Genomic DNA, 19,841 nt, shown 5'->3' with positions numbered 1-19,841 from the left:
GCGGACCGCTCGCACCGCAACACTGCGCGTACGCAGGACTCACGGGCCCACGCGGCTGTAACACAGACAGAAGACGTTGCCCTCCGGGTCGGCGAGCACGAACCAGGTCGAGTCGCTGCGCTGCCCCACGTCGACCCGGCGTGCACCGAGCGCGAGCAGGCGCACGAGCTCGGACTCCTGGTCGCGATCGGTCGGATTGATGTCGAAGTGAAGTCGGTTCTTCTCCTTCGGCGGTCCGTCCGGGGTCCACCGAAAGTCGATCTCGAGGCGGTCCTCCCCCGGTGCGGCGATCGACACCCCGTCCGGCCCGTGCTCAGTACGTTGCCAGCCGCGGTCCTTGACCCGCCAACCGAGCACCTCCGCCCAGAACTGCGCCAACGCCTCGGCGTCGGTGCAGTCGACGGGAATCGAGTTGATCCTGCTGGCCATGATCGGGTCCTTTCAGACGTCGACGTGGTCCGGCGAAGCCGCCGGCCGCGGGTTGGACTTTCGTTCCTGGTGCAGCGCGACGCCGCCGATGACGAGCCCGATGCCCAGAACCTCTACCAGCGTTGGCAGCTGCGCCAGAACGAGAACACCGATCACCGTTGCGGTTGCGGGCAGCAGCGACACCATCAGTGAGTACGTGGCCCGGGCAAGCCTCGCCATCGCCAATTGGTCGCAGACGTACGGGACGACCGACGACGCGACGCCGACGCCGAGCGCGGATGCGAGCAGCATCGGGTCGACGAACGCGGGACCGGCATGGGCGATCCCGAGCGGTACGCCGACCGCGGCGGCAATGAGCATGGCGATCGCGAGCCCGTCGATGCCTGCCACCGACGAGTCGCTCGCGACTCGATGCGCAAGCATGACGTACACAGCGAACAGCAACGCGTTGGCCGCCGCGAAGACGAGCCCGATCGGGTCGGTCACGAATGCGACGTCGGTGAGTAGGTACACGCCCGCTACTGCGAATGCGAGTGCGGCCGCATTGCGACACGTCCGCGCGGCAACTGCCGCGAGCACGATGACCGGCAAGAATTCGATTGCAGCGACCGTGCCGAGCGGCAACCGGTCGATCGCGAGATAGAACGCCGAGTTCATCACCGCGAGAACCACGCCCCACCAGACGATGGTGCGACGTTGCGACGGTCGCAATCGGGCATACGCATGCCACGGCCGCCGCCACAGCGCGAATACCGCCGCTGCGGTCACGATCCGCAACCACGCGACGCCGAGCGGATCGATGCTGGCGAAGAGCAACACCGCGAATGCCGGCCCGAGGTAGTGGAACACAGCACTGCCGACGAAGTACGCATGCGGCGGAAGCGATCTGGACACACCTCTATGCTGGGAGTCACAACGAGAGATCACCATGAGCAGATGAAGGTGAAACGCCGTGTCCGCTTCCGGATCACGAACACCTATGCCAAATGACATCGCTGTTCGAAAGTTCGTCCTCGACGAGGTCAACCGGCGCATTCTGGAGGTGCTGGACACCGATCCTCGGCTGACCACGTCGGAGCTCGCCCGCCGCATCGGCATGTCCGCGCCCGCGGTACGCGAGCGGGTGAGTCGCCTCGAAGAGGCGGGAGTCATCCGTGGCTACCGACTCGACATCGATCCCGCGGCGATCGGGCTCCCCGTCGCCGCGTGGGTGAGGATCCGCCCCGGTCCGGGTCAGCTACCCAAACTCGCCGAGCTCGCTGCGCGTACGCCCGAGGTGAGCGAGTGTCATCGCATCTCGGGCGAGGACTGTTTCCTGCTGAAGGTCCACGTGGCCGCGATCGAGGCGCTCGAAGACGTGCTCGACAAGTTCCTCGTACACGGTCAGACCACGAGCTCGTTCATCGTGTCCACGCCCGTGGCGCCTCGTTCGGTGATGCCCCACTGAGATCCGGCCGCCCGGTCTCGTCGTTGCGACCGGCACGCGCGCGCATCGGTTCCGAGAGACGCGGCGCCGTGACCGCCAAGACGAACCCGCAGTCGCTAGAGTGTCGGCATGCACCATCCCTGTGACTAGCGGACGCCGGCGGACTCGAGTCCGCACGTTGCCGACCCGTTTCTCGAACCAGTCACCGGAGTCCATCGTGTCCCCCGATATCCATCCGGGGAGCTATCGTGCCGTGCTGGCACTTCCGTACGCACTGCCGACGTTCGCCGCTGCGCTCGTCGGCCGCCTGGCGTACGGGCTGCTCCCGCTCTCCCTGCTGTTCACCGTCCATGCCGCAACCGGCTCGTTCGCGACAGCAGGCGCTGTCGTCGCCGCCTTCGGCCTCACGTCACTGTCGATGCCGTACAAGTCACGGTTCGTCGACCGCCTCGGACAAGCCCGGGTCCTCCCACCGCTCGCGGTGTCGAGCGGCGGCGCACTCGGCGCGATAGCAGCGCTCGGCGGCAGCGATGTCGACACCACGTACGGGTATGTGGCGCTCGGCATCGTCGCCGGCCTTTGCGCGCCACCGCTTGGTCCGTCGATGCGCTCGACCTGGCGACACCTCACCGAGGGAACCTCGCTCAAGCAACGCGCGTACAGCCTCGACTCGGTGTGCGAGGAGTCGCTGTACCTGATCGGCCCGATGCTCGTCGGACTGCTACTCGCCATCGCCTCAGGGGCGTTCGCACTCACGACGACCGCAGGCCTGCTCATCGTCGGAACACTCGGCATGGTGCGCACACCACCCGCCCGGCGACGCAATGAAGCTCCGGCGTCGGCGATGGGGTTCGACGCCGGACCGCTCCGGGCGACGGGGTTCGCTCCGGTGCTTGCAACCATCCTGGCAACAGCCACAGCGCTCAGCCTCGTGTACACCTGCATCGCCGCCCGCGCAGAGGAGCACGGCACGCCGGAGGTCGCCGGGTTCATCGAGGCGGGTATCGCCGCCGGCAGCGTACTCGGCGGCCTGCTCTGGGGCAGGCTGAACCATCACCGCAGTCGGAGTACACAACTCTTCGCTCTCGTCGGATACCTCGGCTTCGGCATGCTGCTCGCGAGTACGACGGCCGGACTACTGTCACTCGGCGCAGTGATGGCGCTGACGGGCGTCGCGATCGCGCCGCTGTTCGTCGTCGCGTACCTCGCCTCGGACGAGCTCGCACCGCCCCATCAACGCACCGAGGCGAGCACCTGGGTCAACACCGCCAACAACGTCGGCAGTGCACTCGGCGCATCCGGCGCGGGCGTACTGATCGAATCGGCGGACACTTCGATCGGCTTCGCCGTCGGCGGCGCGGCACTCACGCTCACCGCGGCCGCGATCAGGATCGTCGCCCGCCGATGACCGCCCGCTGGTGCAGGCCGGGCGTGCGGCACAATCGCCTGCATGAGTTCCCCCACCGCCGACGTCAGTGTCCGGGTCGCCTGGGCCGACGACGCACCTGCTGTCGCGCGCTGCCAGGTCGCGGCTTGGCGTGAGCAGTACGCCGACGTACTCCCGCAGGAGATGGTCGACTCGCTGGATGTCGACGACTTCGCCCGCAAGTGGGCTGCGTCGATGGACAAACCCGGGGACGCCCGCAACCGGGTTCTGGTGGCCCTGGAGCGCGCGACGGTACGCGGGTTCGCAGTGACCTCTCCGGCCGACGACCCCGACGCCGACCCGATCGCCGACGGCGAGATCGTGGAGTTCGTCATCGACGCGGCTGCCCATGGCGAGGGCCATGGATCGCGGCTACTGCAGGCATGCACCGACACGTTGCGGGCCGACAAGTTCACCCGGGCCACCTGGTGGATCGCATCGACCGACGACCGACTGCGCTCGTTCGTCGAGGGCACCGGCTGGGCTCCGGACGGCGCTCACCGTGAGCTCGATGTCGACGGCACGGGCGCCAACACCATCAAACAGGTACGCCTGCACACCTCGCTCGTCGTGGACGACGACTGATCCATCGCGCCAGGAGTGGCGCAGATCCGTTGTTTTCTGGGCTTCCGGGAAACGAGGTTGCGCCACTCGCCTTACCGACCGCCGGCACGATACGTTCGGCCGCATGGATCCGAACGCGGCAGACCGCGACCGCCTGCGCAATCGGCTACGGCGGCTCCCGCCGGTCCGTTGGCTGCATCCGGCTCAGCTCGCGCGCATCGGAGCGCAGGTGGCGATGGCGCGTACGATCGGCGGCTTCGCAGCCCGGCGCGAGAACGAAGCGGCGCTGCCGGCGGAACTATACGACCTTTCGCTGCCCGAGCGGGAGTGCTGGATCGACTACACCGCCGACCTCGGCGATGGGTTCGACTCCACGTACGCGGTCGCGCGGAGCATCGCCGTCGATCCGCTGCCGGGCGGGGCCGCCGACGAGGAGCATCCTGCCCGTACGCACGGCGAGCTGCTCGTACTCGGCGGCGACGAGGCGTATCCGGTCGCGTCGCAGGCCAACTACACCGACCGCACTACCTCCGTCTACCGAGCGGCACTGCCCGAACGCTCCGAGCAGTCACCGGCGATTGCGGCGATACCCGGCAACCACGACTGGTACGACGGGCTGACTGCGTTCCTGCGGGTGTTCTGCCAGGGCTGGCTCGCGGATGTGCCCTTGCCCGTCCCGCGGAAGGGCTCCCTTCGCACAGTCGACCCACATCGACGGGTGTCGTCGTTCGTCGGCGGGTGGCGAACCATCCAGTCGCGCAGCTACTTCGCGATCAAGCTCCCGTACGGCTGGTGGCTCTGGGGCACCGACATCCAGTTCGACACCTACCTGGACGCACCGCAGCTCGCGTACTTCCGCGAGGCGGCGAGTCACCTCGGCGAGGGCGACAGCATCATCTTGTGCACGGCCAAGCCGACGTGGGTCGATCCGCACGGCAGCGACACGATCGAGCAGTTCGTCAGCAGCGCCCTCGGCGACCGGGCGGACGCCGTGCGCCTCATCCTGTCGGGCGACCGGCACCACTACTCGCACTACTCCCGCCGGACAGGCGACGGACCGCAGGCGCTGGTGACGTGCGGCGGCGGAGGCGCGTACCTCTCCCCCACGCACCACCTCCCGAAGAAGACTCGCTTCGGACGCTGGTCCGGCGACGGCGAGGCGGAGTTCGAGCGTACGCAGACGTTCCCGTCCGTTGCCGAATCGCGACGGCTCGCCCGCGGCTGCTGGCGGCTGCCTTGGCGCAACCCCGCCCTGACCGCGATGCTCGGTCCGGTCTACGCCGTACTGATCTGGCTGCTCGCCGCGACCCAACCGGGCGACGGTGCGGTCGACCGCCTATTGGGCTACTCGATCGCCGACACTCAGCTCGCCGCCCGTTCGCTCCCCGCGCTGTTCGGTTGTCTGCTGGTGCTCGGTATGACGATCGGACTCGCGCGTCCTCGATCTCGAGAGCCCGTACGCGCACTGGCGGGCGTACTGCATGCGGCCGCACATCTCGCCCTGCTCCTCGGCGCGACCTCGCTGGTCGGCTCGATCAACTGGCCGGACGACGGCTTCGTCGCCGCCATACTCATCACTGTGCTCGCCTCACTCGGCTGCGGCATCTCCGGCGCGTACGTACTCGCCGCTTACCTGTACCTCGGCCAGGTGTGGCAGGACCTGCACGGCAACGAGCTGTTCGCCGCCTTACGCATCGAGGATTTCAAGAGCTACCTGCGTCTGCGGATCGGCCCCGATGGAGTACGCGTGCACCCTGTCGGGTTGCGCTCGGTGCCGCACTCCTGGCGTGCCGCCGACCGCGGTCCGCTGCTCGCCCCGGCGAGCCCGCATCCACCGGAGTCGATCGAGAAGCCGTTCACCGTGTCTCCGCGCCGCTCCCGCTGAGCGGACGCGTCAGACGCCGAGTACGTGCTCGAGGCCGACAACGACGCCGCGCAGAGATCGGTCCGCGCCCGCCACGGCGCGTACGCCCGCGACAACACCGGGCATGAACGACTCCCGATCGATCGAGTCGTGCCTGATTGTCAGCGTCTCCCCGAGAGCGCCGAGCAACACCTCCTGGTGCGCGACCAGCCCGCGGGCGCGTACCGAGTGCACGGGTACGCCCGCAACAACTGCGCCGCGGGCGCCGTCGGGATCCGACGTGGTGGCGTCGGGCATTGCCGAGCAACCGGCGTCCGTACGCGCGCTCGAGATCATCTCGGCAGTGCGCTGCGCCGTACCCGACGGTGCATCGACCTTGTCGGGATGATGCATCTCGACCACCTCGACGGACTCGAAGTACGGCGCTGCCTGCGCGGCGAAGCGCATCATCAGCACGGCCCCGATCGAGAAGTTCGGCACGATCAGAACGGTCACATCGTCGCGGTCGCCGATCAGGTTCCGCAGCTCCTCGATGCGCTCATCGGTGAACCCGGACGTGCCGACGACGGCGCTGACTCCGTGCTTGATGCACCACGCGAGGTTGTCCATCACGACGTCGGGCCGGGTGAAGTCGACGACGACCTCGGCGTTGGCGCCCGTGAGGCCGGCGAGCGAGTCATGGATGTCGACGCCGGCGACGAGCTCGAGGCCGTCAGCTGCGTCGACCGCCTTGCATGCTTGGGATCCCATCCGTCCGCGAGCGCCCAGAACGCCCACCTTCGTCGCCGCGTCAGTCATGTGCCCGATCCTCTCACGGTGACGCACGTACGGCACCCGGCCGAACGCGAAAGGCGCGACCCGGGATCTCCGGATCGCGCCTTCGCGGTTCTGCGCCGTGGCAGCAGGGTGACGTCAGCCGACGCCCACCGCCGTCCACGCCGCCTCGACGGCCTTGACCTCGGCGCTGTCGGCGCCGTACAGCTCGCTGGCCGCGTCGATCGTCGCCTGGCGTCCGTCTGCGTAGTTCGTGTCGGACGTCATGAAGCCGGTAAGGGCGAGGTACCAGATATCGCCGGCCTTCTCGATGCCGATGCCCTCGACGGTCGACCCGTCACAGGTCGGCGAGTCGTAGTCGACGCCGTTGATCGTCTTCTTGCCCGAGCCTTCGGCCAGCAGGTAGAAGAAGTGGTTGCCGACACCCGACGAGTAGTGGACGTTGAGGTCGCCGACATCCGGCGTGTAGCAACTGGCCGACTTCTCGTCCCGAGCCGGATCGTCCATCCAGCGCAGCGGAGTGCCGTCCAACATGACGTCTTCACCCATGTTGTAGTTGGCCTCGTCGGCGTTGGCGTGGAAGTCGACGAGCGTCGCGAAGATGTCGCTGGTCGCCTCGTTGAGCCCGCCTGACTCGCCCGAGTACGTCAGGTTCGCCGAACTGCTCGTGACGCCGTGGGCGAACTCGTGCGCGCCGACGTCGAGCGTCGCGAACGATCCGGTGGTCTCACCGTCGCCGCCGCCGTACGTCATGCAGTTGCACAGCTTGCTGAAGAACGCGTTGTTGTAACCGTTCCCGTAGTGCACGCGGCTGTAGCCGCCCTTGCCATCATCGGCGACACCGTGCCGGTTGTGTACGTCACGGAAGTAGTCCCAGGTCGCCGCCGCCGCGTACTGAGCGTCGACCGCTGCGGACTGCCGGTTCTCAGGAGTGCCGTCACCCCACGTGTTGTCGTCGTCCATGACCTTGTCGCCCGGCGTCGGGATGAGGCAGCCGAGGAACGGGATGCACAGCAGGTCCATCTTGTTCATCTTGTCTTCGGTGCGCGTACCACCGCGGGTCGGGTCGAGCAGCTCGTACTGGTCGCCGGACTTCCTAGTGGTCAGCGGAACGGTGCCGGAGTACAGGCCTGTACCTTCGCCGTCCTCTGCTGTCCGGTTCTGCTCCTCGGAGCGAATCGCCTCACCGGTACGGGCGTCGACGTAGGTGAAGCGGTAGCTCGGCACGCCGTTGCTCTGCACGCCGGTCGTGCGTACCTCCCAGGCGAGCCGCGGAGCCGACTCCCGTGCATCGACGACGAGACGGCGCTTGCCGTGCAGGTGCACCCGACGGATCTTCTCCGCACGTACGAAGCTCTTGGCTGCGGAAACTGCGGCCCTGCGCTCGACCTGCGGTCTCACCCGTACGTCGACGACCTGGCGCAGCGTGGAGCTGAGCCCCTGCCACCTGCCACGCTGGCTCTGGTGCACGACCATGTCGCCGCCGATCACCGGCAGGCCACGGTAGAAGCGGTCGACACGTACGTGCCGGTCACCCGACGGACCGATGAGCGCATCGGTCGCCCGATAGCGGTCGTTGCTCGACAGCCGGGCCTTGCCCGAGTGTTGCGCGAGGGCGTCGAGTGCGTCGCGCGCGATGGAACTGTCGGTGGCGACGCTTCGGATGTCGCCGGAGTCGGACGGTGCCGCGTTCGCGGCGTTGGCGTTCGCGGCCGTGGTGGGCAGGATGAGACCGGCCGCGATCAGCGAGCCGGCAGCACCCAGGCAGAGTCGTTTCATCGGAGAGTCCTTTCACCGACGGGACGGGCGGGCGCATTTTGTATCTATCGCGCATAGCTCCAATAGGTTTGTACCGGTGCGTGATAGATACAAAATGAGGGGTCGGCTCGAACTCTGGCAGCACGGTGTTACCGGCCGGTACCTCTGACGGCGCAGGGGCTCGCGGTCAGGACACGATGCCGCGGATCACATCCATCGACTGCCACAGCTCCGCGTACGAGGTCGACAGCGGCGACAGGCCGAGTCGGATCGTGTCGGGGTTGCGGAAGTCCGGGATGACACTGGCGGCGACCATCTTGTCGCGCACCTTGCGTGCCCCGGGACCTTGGATGCTCACGTGTCCGCCGCGCTTGGCCGCATCACGCGGCGAGACGACGGCGTAGCCACGCGGCGCCAGCCAGTCGTCGACCAGGGCGATGCACACGCCGGTGAGGTCGGCGGCCTTCGCCCGGATCGCTCCGATGCCGGCCTGACCCACCAGCCGGACGCCCTCCTCGACCCCGATCATGGCGAGGATGCCGGGCGTACCGCTCAGCATCCGTCGCGCACCGATCGCCGGCTCGTACGTATCTGCCATGGCGAACACATCGCGCGCACTCCACCAGCCCGGGATCGGCTGGCGTACGTCTGCGAGCAGCCGTTGTGCGACGTAGATGAAAGCGGGTGCCCCGGGGCCGGCGTTGAGGTACTTGTAGGTGCAGCCGACGGCGAAGTCGACACCGTGGCGATCCAGTTCGATCGGGAGTACGCCGACCGAGTGACAGACGTCCCACACAACGAGCGCTCCGGCGTCGTGGGCGAGCGCGGTCAGACCGGGCAGGTCTGCGATGGCGCCCGAGCGGTAGTCGACGTGGCTGAGGACGACGACCGCGGTCTTCGGTCCGAGCGCCGCGGCCAGGTCGCGGTCGGTGACGCCGGCGACCGGGTCGGGGCTCAGCCAGCGTACGTAGAGTCCGCGGGCGCGCGCGATGCTCTCGACGAGGTAGCGATCGGTCGGGAAGTTCGCATCGTCGATGACGATCTCGTCGCGACCGCCCTGCAGATCGCACGCCGCGTACACGACCTTGTAGATGTTGACCGACGTCGTGTCGGTGACGACGGTCTGACCGCGAGCCGCACCGAGACACGTCGCCGCGAGCTGGTCGCCGATCTGCTCCGCGCGATCGGCCCAGCCTTCCTCCCAGCCGCGGATGAGTCGCTCACCCCACTCGCGCTCGACGGCCTCCTTCATCCGCGCGACCGTCGCCTTCGGCGGGCGCCCGAGCGAGTTGCCGTCGAGGTACGCGACCGGATCGTCGAGCCGATGGAATGCGTCACGGAACCCACCGAGCGGGTCTGCCTCGTCGCGCGCGAGCGCATCCTGGTAACTGAGCGTCATGCCACCTCCTGGGCCGAGCACATGGTAGTCGCGCTCACGTGCCGATCTGGGTGCGAACCGCCAACAGCTCGGGGAAGAACGTCAGGTCGAGAGCCCGCTTGAGGAATCCGACCCCACTCGATCCGCCCGTGCCTCGCTTGTGCCCGATCACCCGCTCGACCGTCTTGAGATGCCGGAACCGCCAGAGCTGGAAGCTCTCCTCGACGTCGACCAGCTCCTCACAGGCCTCGTACGCCTGCCAGTGTTCGTCGGGCGCGTCATAGATGGTCTTGAACACCGCCGTCACCCCGTCGTTCGCGGCGTACGGACGGCTGAAGTCGCGTTCGGCCACCTCTGGCGGCACGGCGAAACCCTGGCGCCGCAGATAGCGGAGGAACTCCTCGTACAGGCTCGGCGCCGCGAGATCGGCCTCCAACCGAGCATGGCCTTCGGGATCGTGCTCGAAGACCTTCGTCATACCGGGCGTCTTGTTGCCGAGCAGGAACTCCACCGTGCGGTACTGCAGCGACTGGAACCCGGACGCATGGCCGAGGGAGTCGCGGAACTGCGCGTACTCGATCGGGGTGAGCGTCTCCAGCACCGACCACTGCTCGAACATCTGCCGCTGGATGTGCTTGATGCGAGCAAGCCGCTTCAGCGCCGGCGGCAGGTCATCGGCCGCGATCAGCGCGATCGCCGAGCGAAGCTCATGGATGAGCTGCTTCAGCCACAGCTCGGTGACCTGATGCTGCACGATGAACAGCATCTCGTCGTGGTGACCCGACACCGGATGCTGGGCGCCGAGCAACCGATCGAGGTCGAGGTAGCTCGCGTACGTCAGCTGCGAACGCAGATCGGTCTCGACGCCCTCCTCGATCGGGCGGTAGTTCTCGCTCATGCCCCCTGTCTATCAGGTGTCATCTGGCGTGATGGATCAGTCAGAACGTCTCTCGATTCGGGGCAACGAGATCCGGCCGTCACCTCGTAACACTCTGCACAAGAGGCCACTCGATGATAGGAATCTCAGATGCCAACCGACGAGAAGTTGGGTATCGGCGGCCAACTGCTGTTCGTCGCGTTCGGTGGCATTCTTGGATCACCGTTCCTGCTGCTCGGATCCGGGTTGGTCGTTGATGTTAAGCGGCAAATCCAACGATTGCGCAAGGAACTCGGACGCGGCGACGATGAGGACCGACCATGACAAGCGAGAGCGCGACACCGACGTTCGGCTCGATGGCGGTGGCGTACGTCGTCGTCGCGATCATCCGATTGCCGATGGCGATCGTTACTGCGGTTGTGGCCGTTGGGCTCGGTCTGGTCGGCGACTTCGACGTCGGCGTACGAAGGGCCATCGGGCTGGCAGCGGTGGCGTGGGCGTTGTGGCCGCTGATCCTGGTTCCGGGCGCGCACTACCTGTCCCGGCGACGTGACAGCGGAACGACTCGGATCGACGTCGTCGTACTGGAGTGTGCCGCTACGGTCGGTTCGCTGCTGGTGAGTGCGGCGCTCTTCGCCGGAGGACCCTTCGGCGGTCTTGCGTACGGGCTCGTCGCCGCCGCGATCATGTGCCTGGTCACGGTTGTGACCCTCACCCGTGGGCGACCGTTCTCGACCGACTGGCGCACGCCGACGGCGTGCTCCGTACCGTCAAATCCCGCTACCGATGAACCGGAGTTCGGCGCGTAGTCGTTGGTGTTCGGTCGCAACACCAACGACTACGCACCGAACTTCGCCTAGCGGGACGTCAGGCGAAGCGGGACGGATCGTCGAACGGTCCGACCACTGCGAGCGCCGGCTCGGTCGCCAGCAGGTCGCCGGCAACCTCACGTACGTCGTCGAGAGTGACGGCGTCGATGGACTCGAGCAGGCCGTCGATGCTGGCGATCTCGCCGTGCAGCAGATCGGCCTTGCCGATGCGCGCCATCCGTGAGGCGGGATCCTCGAGCCCGAGTACGAGGCCGCCGCGCAGCTGCCCTTTGCCACGAGCCAGCTCATCGGCGGTCAGCCCGTGCGCGGCGATGTTGGCGAGCTCGGTACGACACACGTCGAGTACGTCGTCGATCTTGTTCGGGGCACATCCGGCGTACACGCCGACCATGCCCGCATCGGCGTACTGGTTGGTGAACGAGTAGACCGAGTACGCGAGGGCACGCTTCTCGCGTACCTCCTGGAAGAGCCGTGACGACATGCCGCCGCCCATAGCGACGTTGAGTACGCCCAATGCGTGTCGTCGTTCGTCGCCGCGCCGGAGCCCGGCAAGACCGAGCACGACGTTCGCCTGCTCCGTTGCGCGTTCGAGCACGGACACGCCGCCGGTGAACGTGACGGCGCGGCCGCCGCGTCGGGGCGGCGCTGGTGTCCCCGCCGGATCGTCGAGCGCGCCCGCGGACTCGAACGCCTTGCGCACTCGGCGTACGACCGCTGCATGGTCGACGTTGCCGGCGACGGCCACGACGATGGACGACGGTTGGTAGCGACGACGGTAGTAGCCCGCGATCTGGCGGCGGGTCAGCGTCGTCACGGTGTCGGGGTCGCCGGCGACCGGTGCGGCCAGCCGCGAGCCGCGCCACGACTGCGCGACGATGAGATTGTGCACGACGTCGTCGGGATCGTCGTCGTTCATCGCGATCTCTTCGAGGATCACGCCACGCTCGGCCTCGACGTCGTCGGCAGCCAGCCGGGAGCTGGTGATCATGTCGGAGAGAACGTCGATCGCGAGCGGCAGGTCGGTGTCGATCACCCGCGCGTGGTAGCAGGTGTGCTCACGTGCGGTGTAGGCGTTCATCTCGCCGCCGACCGCTTCGAGCCCGGCGGAGATGTCGACGGCAGACCGGCTCGGGGTGCCCTTGAACAGCAGGTGCTCGAGGAAGTGCGATGCACCGGCGAGGGTCGGCGTCTCGTCGCGAGACCCGACGCCGACCCACATGCCGATCGTCGCGGAGCGTACGCCCGGCATCGCCTCGGTCACCACGCGCAGCCCGCCCGGGAGGACGGTGCGGCGGACAAGGCCGCCGTCGTCCTCACCGAAGACGGTACGCGTGGTGCCGGGCGCCTGGTCGGGCGCGAGCGCGATAGGTGTCACTCGTCGTCCGAAGACGCGCTCTCCTCGTCGCTGCCCGAAGCGTCAGACTCAGCATCCTCGATCACCGGGACGAGCGAGAGCTTGCCGCGGTCGTCGATCTCGCCGATCTCGACCTGGACCTTCTGGCCGACCGAGACGACGTCCTCGACGGACTCGACGCGCTGGTTGTTGTTCAGCGCGCGCAGCTTGCTGATGTGCAGCAGGCCGTCCTTGCCGGGCAGCAGCGAGACGAACGCACCGAAGTTCGTCGTCTTGACGACCGTGCCGAGGTAGCGCTCGCCGACCTCGGGCATCGTCGGATTGGCGATCGCGTTGATCGCGGTACGGGCGGCTTCCGCGGCCTCGCCGTTGTCGGCGCCGACATAGATCGTGCCGTCGTCCTCGATCGAGATCTCCGCACCGGTGTCGTCCTGGATCTGGTTGATCACCTTGCCCTTCGGGCCGATGACCTCACCGATCTTGTCGACGGGTACGCGCAATGTGATGATCCGCGGCGCGTACAGCGACATCTCGTCGGGCCCGTCGATGGCCTCGCTCATCACGTCGAGGATCGTCAGGCGGGCGTCGTGCGCCTGGCTGAGCGCGCCGGCGAGCACGTCGGCCGGGATGCCGTCGAGCTTCGTGTCGAGCTGCAGCGCGGTGACGAACTCGCGGGTGCCCGCGACCTTGAAGTCCATGTCGCCGAAGGCGTCTTCGGCGCCGAGGATGTCGGTCAGCGTGACGTACGCGGGTTTGCCGTCGACCTCACCGGAGATGAGGCCCATCGCGATGCCGGCGACCGGCGCGCGCAGCGGCACACCGGCGTTGAGCAGACCCATCGTGGAGGCGCAGACCGAACCCATCGACGTCGAGCCGTTGGAGCTGAGCGCCTCGGAGACCTGCCGGATGGCGTACGGGAACTCCTCGCGCGAGGGCAGCACGGGCAGCAGTGCCCGGCCGGCGAGCGCACCGTGGCCGACCTCGCGACGCTTCGGCGAACCGACCCGGCCGGTTTCACCGGTCGAGTACGGCGGGAAGTTGTAGTTGTGCATGTAGCGCCGGGTCTTCTCCGGCGACAGCGTGTCGAGCTTCTGCTCGAGGCCGAGCATGTTCAGGGTCGTGACACCGAGGATCTGGGTCTCGCCACGCTCGAACAGCGCCGAGCCGTGCACGCGCGGGAGCACGCCGACCTCGGCCGAGAGGGTACGAATATCGGCCAGGCCGCGCCCGTCGATACGTACCTTGTCGCGGAGCACCCGCTCGCGGACGAGGGTCTTGGTGAGCGCCCGGATGGAAGCACCCAGCTCCTTCTCGCGGCCCTCGAACTCGGCACCGAGCTTGTCGATGGCCGCTGCCTTGACCTCGTCGAGACGCGACTCGCGCTCCTGCTTGTCGGCGATCGTCAGCGCCTGCGCGAGATCACTGCGCACCGCGTTGTCGACCGCGTTGAACGCGTCGTCCTCGTAGTCGAGGAAGATCGGGAACTCCTGGACCGGCTTCGCGGCCTTCTCGGCGAGTGCAGCCTGCGCCTCGCAGAGCTGGCGGATGAAGACCTTCGCTGCCTCGAGGCCGTCGGCCACGACGCCCTCGGTCGGAGCGGTCGCGCCACCGCGGACGAGCTCCCAGGTCGACTCGGTGGACTCTGCCTCGACCATCATGATCGCGACGTCGCTGGAGCCGTCGGGCTGTTCGGCGATGCGGCCCGCGACGACCATGTCGAACACGGACTCCTCGAGCTGGCTGTGCGTCGGGAACGCAACCCACTGGTCACCGATCAGGGCGACCCGGACACCGCCGACGGGACCCGTGAACGGGAGGCCGGAGATCTGCGTCGAAGCCGACGCGGCGTTGATGGCGAGCACGTCGTACGCGACGTCGGGGTTGAGCGCCATCACCGTGATGACGACCTGGACCTCGTTACGCAGGCCCTTCTTGAAAGTGGGGCGCAGCGGGCGGTCGATCAGCCGGCAGGTGAGGATGGCGTCCTCGCTGGGACGGCCCTCGCGGCGGAAGAACGAGCCGGGGATGCGGCCCGCGGCGTACATCCGCTCCTCGACGTCGACCGTCAGCGGGAAGAAGTCGAAGTGGTCCTTCGGATGCTTGCCGGCCGCGGTGGTCGACAGCAGCATCGTGTCGTCGTCGAGGTACGCGGAGACCGCACCGGCGGCCTGCTGAGCCAGCCGACCGGTCTCGAAGCGGATCTTGCGGGTGCCGAACGAGCCGTTGTCGATGACTGTTTCGGCGAAGGTGATGTCGGGTCCCTCCATGGGAAACCCCTCTCTGCACACGAATCTGGTGTGCGATCGCGGAGCAGTGCTGCCGCGGTCGGCGTCGCGTTCACGCCGATGTCAGTGCTGGCATCGGGGTCGGCGCCGGTCTTCGATCGAGGCCTGCGGGTGGGAGATGCCCTCCCGAGGGCCACTACCGAGGACCGAGCATGCCGGACGGACAGCCAACTGCTCCATGGTCGTTGGATCTATGTAGTTGTTACGTACAAGAGCGGCCGCTGTCATGCGACAGGGCCGCTCTCGTCGGCGTCAACGGCGCAGGCCGAGCCTGTCGATCAGGCTGCGGTAGCGGTCGATCTCGGTGTTCTGCAGGTAGTTCAGCAGTCGCCGGCGCTGGCCGACGAGCAGCAGCAGACCACGACGGCTGTGGTGGTCGTGCTTGTGCTGCTTGAGGTGCTCGGTGAGACCGGTGATGCGCTTGGTCAGCAGAGCGATCTGGACCTCGGGGGACCCCGTGTCGCCGTCGCTCGTCGCGTACTCCTTGATGATCTCGGCCTTGGTCGCCTCGGTCACCGAAGCGCTGACCTTCTTCTTGGCAGTCTTCGTCGCCACTATTGTCCCTTCGAGGATTCGTTGCACGGCGCGCCGGGGCCTGTTCACCCGGGCACTCTGATATCCGTGGCCGCTATACGGCACCTGTCAGGCTATCAGCCGAGCGCGGGCGCCCCTAATCGGCACCATCGCGTGCAACGGGCCACGCAACTGCCATCATGGCGTCGGTCTACCGCGGCCACTGTACGACAGCGAGGACTCATGCCGACTGTGCCGGATCCGCCCGCCGTCCGCGAGGCGATGGCGTACTACGACAGCTGGCTCGAGTACCGGCGACGCTATCTGCGAGTGCCCGGCGTGCAGGCGGCCGTACTCGTCGACCGTGACCTCGCACTGTCCACCGCGTACGGGTACGCCGACCTCGATGACGAGGTGCCGCTGACGACCGGATCGCTGTTCCGGATCGCATCGCATTCCAAGACGTTCACCAGCACGGCGGTGTTCCAGCTGGTCGCGCGCGGACCACTACGACTCGACGACCGGGCCGGCGACTGGGTGGACGAGCTCGCGGGCGCGCCTCTTGGTGATGTCACGGTTCGCGAGCTCCTCGCGCACGGTGGCGGCGTTGTCCGCGACAGCGACGACGGCGACTTCTGGCAGCTGCGGCGGGCGTTTCCGGACCGGGACCAATTGCGAGAGATCGCTCGTTCGAGTGCTTCGTCGGTGATCGAGCGCAACGAGCGCTTCAAGTACTCCAACATCGGGTACGGCGTACTCGGGTTGATCCTCGAGGCGGCGAGCGGGCTTTCGTACGACCAGCTGTTGCGCAGCGCGGTGATCGAACCGCTCGGCCTGCCCGACACCGGCACCGACCTCGACCCGACCCGCAGCGCCGACTACGCAACGGGATACACCGCGCTGGCGTACTCCGACCGGAGGGTCCCGATCGAGCACATCGACACCGGCGCATTGGCCTCGGCGACCGGCTTCTACTCGACTGCGGCCGACACGGTGACGTACTTCTCCGCGCACTTCGAGGGCGACGACCGGCTACTCGATGAACAGTCGAAGCGCCAGATGCAGCATCCGGTCTGGCAGACGGGCAGAGGTGACCGCGAGTACGCGCACGGGCTCGCGGTGGTGCGCGTCGGCGAGCGGTCGACGATCGGACACGGCGGCGGATACCCCGGCCACATCACGACGTCGGTTGCGGATCCGAGCGGCCGCATCGCGGTCTCGGTGTTCACCAACGCGATCGACGGGCCGTCGGAGACGCTCGCGCACGCGGGCGTACGACTCATCGACCTCGCCGCTGCGGCGGAGCCCGACCCGAGCGGTGCCGACCTGCGGCGGTTCACCGGGCAGTTCGCGACGCTGTGGGGTGTCGCGGACGTCGCCCTGCTCGGCGGTCGGCTGTATCTGGTCGATCCGACGGACGCCGACCCGGTCGAGGACGTCACCCGGCTCGAGGTCGTCGACGAGACGACCCTGCGCATCGCTGAAACGTCCGGCTACGGTTCGTACAGCGAGCCGATCAGGTACGAGTTCGACGAGCACGGCCGCGTACTCCGCACTCGCGGCCCGAGCGCCACCACCGCGACCCCACTCGACGACTTCACCCTTCCCGCCGGGGTACGTGCGCCGCGCTGAGGCGCGGTTTACCACGGGCCCATAGCAAACTGCGCGCGGTTTGCTATGGGCCCGTGGTATTCCACGCCGCTAGGGGGGCAAGTTTGCTGGTGAGTAGCGCGGTTTGCTATGGGCCCGTGGTATTTCGCGGGGCAACGTCAGGCCCGAACACGCGCGGATCCGGTGCCGGTAGAGGGCAGCGACCCACCCGTTGCGTACGCTTTTATCACGATGGTGGAAGTGGACGTTGGTGTCGGAGACCGCCGGAGGCTTCCAGAGGGGCTCCGTTTCGCGGTCATCGGGCTGGTTTCCACCGGCGTCACGATCGCCGTCTTCAACCTTCTGGTGCACACCGGCGAGCGCCCCGTCCTGCTCGATCACCCGATCGAGGCGTACGTCATCGCGATGGCGGTCGGCACGATCGTCAGTTTCGCGGGCAACCGCTGGTGGGTGTTCGATGCGGCCGACTCCGACACGATCGTCGCCGAGTTCATCCGGTTCGCACTTGTCAATGTCGGAGCCACCGCGATCCCGTCGCTCTGCTTGGCGTTCTCTCGATACGTCCTCGACCAGAGCTCCGTCATGGCCGACAACATCTCTGCCAACGTCATCGGGTTACTACTGGCGACGATCGCGCGCTACTGGGCGTACAAGTTGATCGTGTTCAGGACGAAACCAGCCGACCGCGAGTATGGTGACGCCGATCCCTCGGCCGAGAAGGAGCCGTCCGCATGACCCGTCCGTCCCTACGCAGCCTCGGCGCGCTCGTGAGCGCCCTCGTGGTCGCGACCGTTCCGTTCGCCGCCGCACCATCGGGCAGCGCAGAGCCGCAGCAGGCACCCGCGTACGGCGAGTACGTCGCGCTCGGCGACTCCTACACCGCCGGTCCCCTCATCCCCGACATGCGCGACGACCCGGCCGGATGCCTTCGGTCGACGCACAACTACCCCGCGATGGTCGCGAAGGCGCTCGACGTCGACTCGTACGTCGATGCGAGCTGCTCGGGCGCGCGTACGAAGCACCTACGTAAGCCGCAGTCGATCAATGGCGGCGAGAACGCCCCGCAGCTCGACGCGCTCACCGCCGACACAGATCTGGTCACGCTCGGCATCGGCGGCAACGACTACGGATTGTTCGGTTCGGTGCTCGCCAAATGCCCCGAGCTCGCCGACAAGAACCCCAAGGGCTCACCGTGCAAGAAGTGGTTCAACCGTAGGGGCATCGACTTCAAGAAGCGCGACGCCAAGCGCATCGAGCCGCGGATCGAGCGTGCCATCAAGAACATCCGCGATCGTTCCCCGAACGCCGAGATCGTCGTCGTCGGCTACCTTCGCATCGCTCCGGTCGACGGCAGCTACTGCCGCAGGATCGTGCCGTTCGCCAAGGGCGACTACAAATGGGCCGACTCCGTCGAGCGGACTCTGAACAAGTCGTTGCGCACCGCCGCGAAGGCGAACGGCGCCAAGTTCGTCGGCATGTACCCGCCCTCGGTCGGCCACACAGCGTGCGACGGCCAGCGAGCCTGGATCAACGGGCAGTACCTCAAGCTCAATCGCGCCGCGTCGTATCACCCGTTCCGCAAGGGCATGCGCGGAATCGCCGACGCGACGTACAAGCGCATCACCGGATCTGCGCTGCAGCGCTGACACCGGAGCGATCCGTCCCGGGTTGTCCCTGACGATGCCCTGAGATCGGTCCAATCGACTTGTCCCGGGTCGTACGGGGCGCGACGATGGTCGGGTGAGCGCTGTCGATACCTACGTCGCCGACCTCGGCGCCGCCCTGCATGGTTCGGCGCGTGCCAAGCACGATCTGCTGCAAGAGGCCCGCGACCACCTTGTCGACGCTGCCGACGCGTATGTCGACGAGGGCATGACGATGCCTGCGGCAGAGCAGCGGGCGGTTCGCGACTTCGGCACGCTGCCGGAAGTCGCACCGTCGTACCAAGCCATCTTGTCCGTCGGCCAGACGCGGCGCGTCGGGCTTTGGATGCTGGCCGCCATTGTCGCGCAGCCCTTCGCCTGGGAGTTCTGGGCAACGCTGCCGTACGGTCAGTACGCGGACGCCCGCGGTGGCGTATTCGAGTACCTCGACGCGTACGTCGAAACGGTCGGCGCCGCCACCCTGGTCTTCGCCCTGCTCACGGTCGTCGGTTGCGGAATCGGCACACGGTTCCTGGGTGTACGCGACTGGGTCGTGCGCCTCGCGCTCACCAGCGTCGCGCTGTCCAGCGTCCTGATCATCGTCACCGCGATGGCCATGGTCGCGACGGGCGTACCCACTCTGGTCGGCATCGCCTATGCCGCGGCGGTGACCTGGGCACCCATGACCGCGCTGACGGCAGCGTGCGTCAGCGCCTTGCGCGGTGTCGACGTCGTGCAACGACTAGCCGAATAGTGCGCTAACCGGCGCCCTTCGCCGGGCGCAGGACGGCCTCGACGACTGCCGACAGTCGTCTCCAGGAGTCGCGTTCGGCGCTCAGCGCGCGTCGCCCGGCGGCCGTGAGCTGGTACGTACGTCGCTTCCGTCCCCCGACCGTGCTCCAGGTACTGCGCAGCAGCTTCGCCTTCTCCAGCCGGCGCAGCGCCGGGTACAACGTACCGGTCGCCATATCGAGCTCGCCGTCGCTCCGGCGCGCGATGCGCTCCGAGATCGCGTAGCCGTGTAACGGCTCATCCTCGACGCTGGCGAGGATCAGCGCGTCGATCTGTCCACGGAGCGCATCGGCCTTCACATCAACTACCTTACGCAA

20 protein-coding genes are annotated in these 19,841 nt (G+C 67.5%); 10 read left to right on the top strand and 10 right to left on the bottom strand.

All coding sequences use genetic code 11. From position 1 onward, the window contains the following. Positions 1-39 precede the first annotated feature (39 nt). Together MU582_08380 and MU582_08375 are read right to left on the bottom strand one after the other, a co-directional pair. Positions 40-429 (bottom strand): VOC family protein, encoded by a 390-nt coding sequence (locus MU582_08380; protein ID UPK76639.1) that lies wholly within the window; start codon positions 427-429, stop codon positions 40-42. A gap of 12 nt (positions 430-441) precedes the next feature. Beyond that, positions 442-1,323, bottom strand: a complete 882-nt coding sequence (locus MU582_08375; protein UPK76638.1) for an EamA family transporter — start codon at positions 1,321-1,323, stop codon at positions 442-444. Positions 1,324-1,408: 85 nt separating this feature from the next. On the opposite strand from MU582_08375, the gene MU582_08370 reads away from it, so the two are divergent. The 4 genes from MU582_08370 to MU582_08355 all read left to right on the top strand — a co-directional run bounded on the left by MU582_08370 (position 1,409) and on the right by MU582_08355 (position 5,730). Further along, positions 1,409-1,876, top strand: coding sequence for an Lrp/AsnC family transcriptional regulator (locus MU582_08370; GenBank protein ID UPK76637.1), 468 nt, complete (start codon positions 1,409-1,411; stop codon positions 1,874-1,876). Between the two features lie 196 nt (positions 1,877-2,072). After that, complete coding sequence (locus MU582_08365) at positions 2,073-3,263, top strand: MFS transporter (GenBank protein ID UPK76636.1); 1,191 nt, start codon at positions 2,073-2,075, stop codon at positions 3,261-3,263. Positions 3,264-3,305: 42 nt separating this feature from the next. Further along, positions 3,306-3,866, top strand: coding sequence for a GNAT family N-acetyltransferase (locus MU582_08360; GenBank protein UPK76635.1), 561 nt, complete (start codon positions 3,306-3,308; stop codon positions 3,864-3,866). A 103-nt stretch (positions 3,867-3,969) separates the two neighbouring features. After that, on the top strand, positions 3,970-5,730 hold the full coding sequence (locus tag MU582_08355; protein UPK76634.1) for a metallophosphoesterase: 1,761 nt from the start codon (positions 3,970-3,972) through the stop codon (positions 5,728-5,730). Positions 5,731-5,739: 9 nt separating this feature from the next. Here MU582_08355 and dapB read toward each other — a convergent pair whose 3' ends face one another. The 4 genes from dapB to kynA form a co-directional block, all read right to left on the bottom strand. Continuing rightward, the gene (gene dapB, locus MU582_08350) at positions 5,740-6,507 is read right to left on the bottom strand and encodes a 4-hydroxy-tetrahydrodipicolinate reductase (GenBank protein ID UPK76633.1); all 768 of its coding nucleotides are present in this window, start codon (positions 6,505-6,507) and stop codon (positions 5,740-5,742) included. Between the two features lie 114 nt (positions 6,508-6,621). Continuing rightward, positions 6,622-8,262, bottom strand: a complete 1,641-nt coding sequence (locus MU582_08345) for a M4 family metallopeptidase (GenBank protein UPK76632.1) — start codon at positions 8,260-8,262, stop codon at positions 6,622-6,624. Positions 8,263-8,428: 166 nt separating this feature from the next. Beyond that, positions 8,429-9,640, bottom strand: coding sequence for a kynureninase (gene kynU / locus MU582_08340; GenBank protein UPK76631.1), 1,212 nt, complete (start codon positions 9,638-9,640; stop codon positions 8,429-8,431). 34 nt (positions 9,641-9,674) lie between these two features. Beyond that, the gene (kynA, locus tag MU582_08335) at positions 9,675-10,517 is read right to left on the bottom strand and encodes a tryptophan 2,3-dioxygenase (protein UPK76630.1); all 843 of its coding nucleotides are present in this window, start codon (positions 10,515-10,517) and stop codon (positions 9,675-9,677) included. Between the two features lie 129 nt (positions 10,518-10,646). On the opposite strand from kynA, the gene MU582_08330 reads away from it, so the two are divergent. After that, positions 10,647-10,820, top strand: a complete 174-nt coding sequence (locus MU582_08330; GenBank protein ID UPK76629.1) for a hypothetical protein — start codon at positions 10,647-10,649, stop codon at positions 10,818-10,820. After that, on the top strand, positions 10,817-11,305 hold the full coding sequence (locus MU582_08325; protein ID UPK76628.1) for a hypothetical protein: 489 nt from the start codon (positions 10,817-10,819) through the stop codon (positions 11,303-11,305). The genes MU582_08330 and MU582_08325 overlap by 4 nt, the downstream gene beginning before the upstream one ends. 58 nt (positions 11,306-11,363) lie before the next feature. Here MU582_08325 and MU582_08320 read toward each other — a convergent pair whose 3' ends face one another. The 3 genes from MU582_08320 to rpsO form a co-directional block, all read right to left on the bottom strand. Continuing rightward, positions 11,364-12,701: an insulinase family protein gene (locus MU582_08320; GenBank protein UPK76627.1), complete on the bottom strand. Its 1,338-nt coding sequence runs from the start codon at positions 12,699-12,701 to the stop codon at positions 11,364-11,366. Continuing rightward, on the bottom strand, positions 12,698-14,947 hold the full coding sequence (locus MU582_08315) for a polyribonucleotide nucleotidyltransferase (protein ID UPK76626.1): 2,250 nt from the start codon (positions 14,945-14,947) through the stop codon (positions 12,698-12,700). The genes MU582_08320 and MU582_08315 overlap by 4 nt, the downstream gene beginning before the upstream one ends. A gap of 270 nt (positions 14,948-15,217) precedes the next feature. Next, entirely contained in the window at positions 15,218-15,520 is a 303-nt protein-coding gene (gene rpsO / locus MU582_08310; GenBank protein ID UPK76625.1) for a 30S ribosomal protein S15, read from the bottom strand. A gap of 201 nt (positions 15,521-15,721) precedes the next feature. On the opposite strand from rpsO, the gene MU582_08305 reads away from it, so the two are divergent. From MU582_08305 to MU582_08290, 4 genes are all read left to right on the top strand, one after another. Further along, the gene (locus tag MU582_08305; GenBank protein UPK76624.1) at positions 15,722-17,110 is read left to right on the top strand and encodes a beta-lactamase family protein; all 1,389 of its coding nucleotides are present in this window, start codon (positions 15,722-15,724) and stop codon (positions 17,108-17,110) included. A gap of 210 nt (positions 17,111-17,320) precedes the next feature. After that, positions 17,321-17,824: a GtrA family protein gene (locus MU582_08300; protein UPK76623.1), complete on the top strand. Its 504-nt coding sequence runs from the start codon at positions 17,321-17,323 to the stop codon at positions 17,822-17,824. After that, the gene (locus MU582_08295) at positions 17,821-18,735 is read left to right on the top strand and encodes an SGNH/GDSL hydrolase family protein (protein UPK76622.1); all 915 of its coding nucleotides are present in this window, start codon (positions 17,821-17,823) and stop codon (positions 18,733-18,735) included. Before MU582_08300 ends, MU582_08295 begins: the two co-directional genes overlap by 4 nt. A 94-nt stretch (positions 18,736-18,829) precedes the next feature. Further along, positions 18,830-19,486 (top strand): permease prefix domain 1-containing protein, encoded by a 657-nt coding sequence (locus MU582_08290; GenBank protein UPK76621.1) that lies wholly within the window; start codon positions 18,830-18,832, stop codon positions 19,484-19,486. 4 nt (positions 19,487-19,490) lie between these two features. Here the strand turns inward: MU582_08290 and MU582_08285 are convergent, their stop codons facing one another. Further along, positions 19,491-19,841: a PadR family transcriptional regulator gene (locus MU582_08285; protein ID UPK76620.1), complete on the bottom strand. Its 351-nt coding sequence runs from the start codon at positions 19,839-19,841 to the stop codon at positions 19,491-19,493.

Source organism: Nocardioidaceae bacterium SCSIO 66511 (assembly GCA_023100825.1).
GTDB lineage: Bacteria > Actinomycetota > Actinomycetes > Propionibacteriales > Nocardioidaceae > Solicola.
Note: the sequence above shows the minus strand (reverse complement) of the source record. Positions and strands in the feature narration are given on the sequence as shown.

Excerpts from the sequence above, each read along its gene's own strand:
- MU582_08380 (UPK76639.1), bottom strand. The coding sequence starts at position 429 with ATGGCCAGCAGGATCAACTCGATTCCCGTCGACTGCACCGACGCCGAG.
- MU582_08370 (UPK76637.1), top strand. The coding sequence starts at position 1,409 with ATGCCAAATGACATCGCTGTTCGAAAGTTCGTCCTCGACGAGGTCAAC.
- MU582_08360 (UPK76635.1), top strand. The coding sequence starts at position 3,306 with ATGAGTTCCCCCACCGCCGACGTCAGTGTCCGGGTCGCCTGGGCCGAC.
- MU582_08355 (UPK76634.1), top strand. The coding sequence starts at position 3,970 with ATGGATCCGAACGCGGCAGACCGCGACCGCCTGCGCAATCGGCTACGG.
- dapB (UPK76633.1), bottom strand. The coding sequence starts at position 6,507 with ATGACTGACGCGGCGACGAAGGTGGGCGTTCTGGGCGCTCGCGGACGG.
- MU582_08345 (UPK76632.1), bottom strand. The coding sequence starts at position 8,262 with ATGAAACGACTCTGCCTGGGTGCTGCCGGCTCGCTGATCGCGGCCGGT.
- kynU (UPK76631.1), bottom strand. The coding sequence starts at position 9,640 with ATGACGCTCAGTTACCAGGATGCGCTCGCGCGCGACGAGGCAGACCCG.
- kynA (UPK76630.1), bottom strand. The coding sequence starts at position 10,517 with ATGAGCGAGAACTACCGCCCGATCGAGGAGGGCGTCGAGACCGATCTG.
- MU582_08330 (UPK76629.1), top strand. The coding sequence starts at position 10,647 with ATGCCAACCGACGAGAAGTTGGGTATCGGCGGCCAACTGCTGTTCGTC.
- MU582_08325 (UPK76628.1), top strand. The coding sequence starts at position 10,817 with ATGACAAGCGAGAGCGCGACACCGACGTTCGGCTCGATGGCGGTGGCG.
- MU582_08315 (UPK76626.1), bottom strand. The coding sequence starts at position 14,947 with ATGGAGGGACCCGACATCACCTTCGCCGAAACAGTCATCGACAACGGC.
- MU582_08305 (UPK76624.1), top strand. The coding sequence starts at position 15,722 with ATGCCGACTGTGCCGGATCCGCCCGCCGTCCGCGAGGCGATGGCGTAC.
- MU582_08300 (UPK76623.1), top strand. The coding sequence starts at position 17,321 with ATGGTGGAAGTGGACGTTGGTGTCGGAGACCGCCGGAGGCTTCCAGAG.
- MU582_08295 (UPK76622.1), top strand. The coding sequence starts at position 17,821 with ATGACCCGTCCGTCCCTACGCAGCCTCGGCGCGCTCGTGAGCGCCCTC.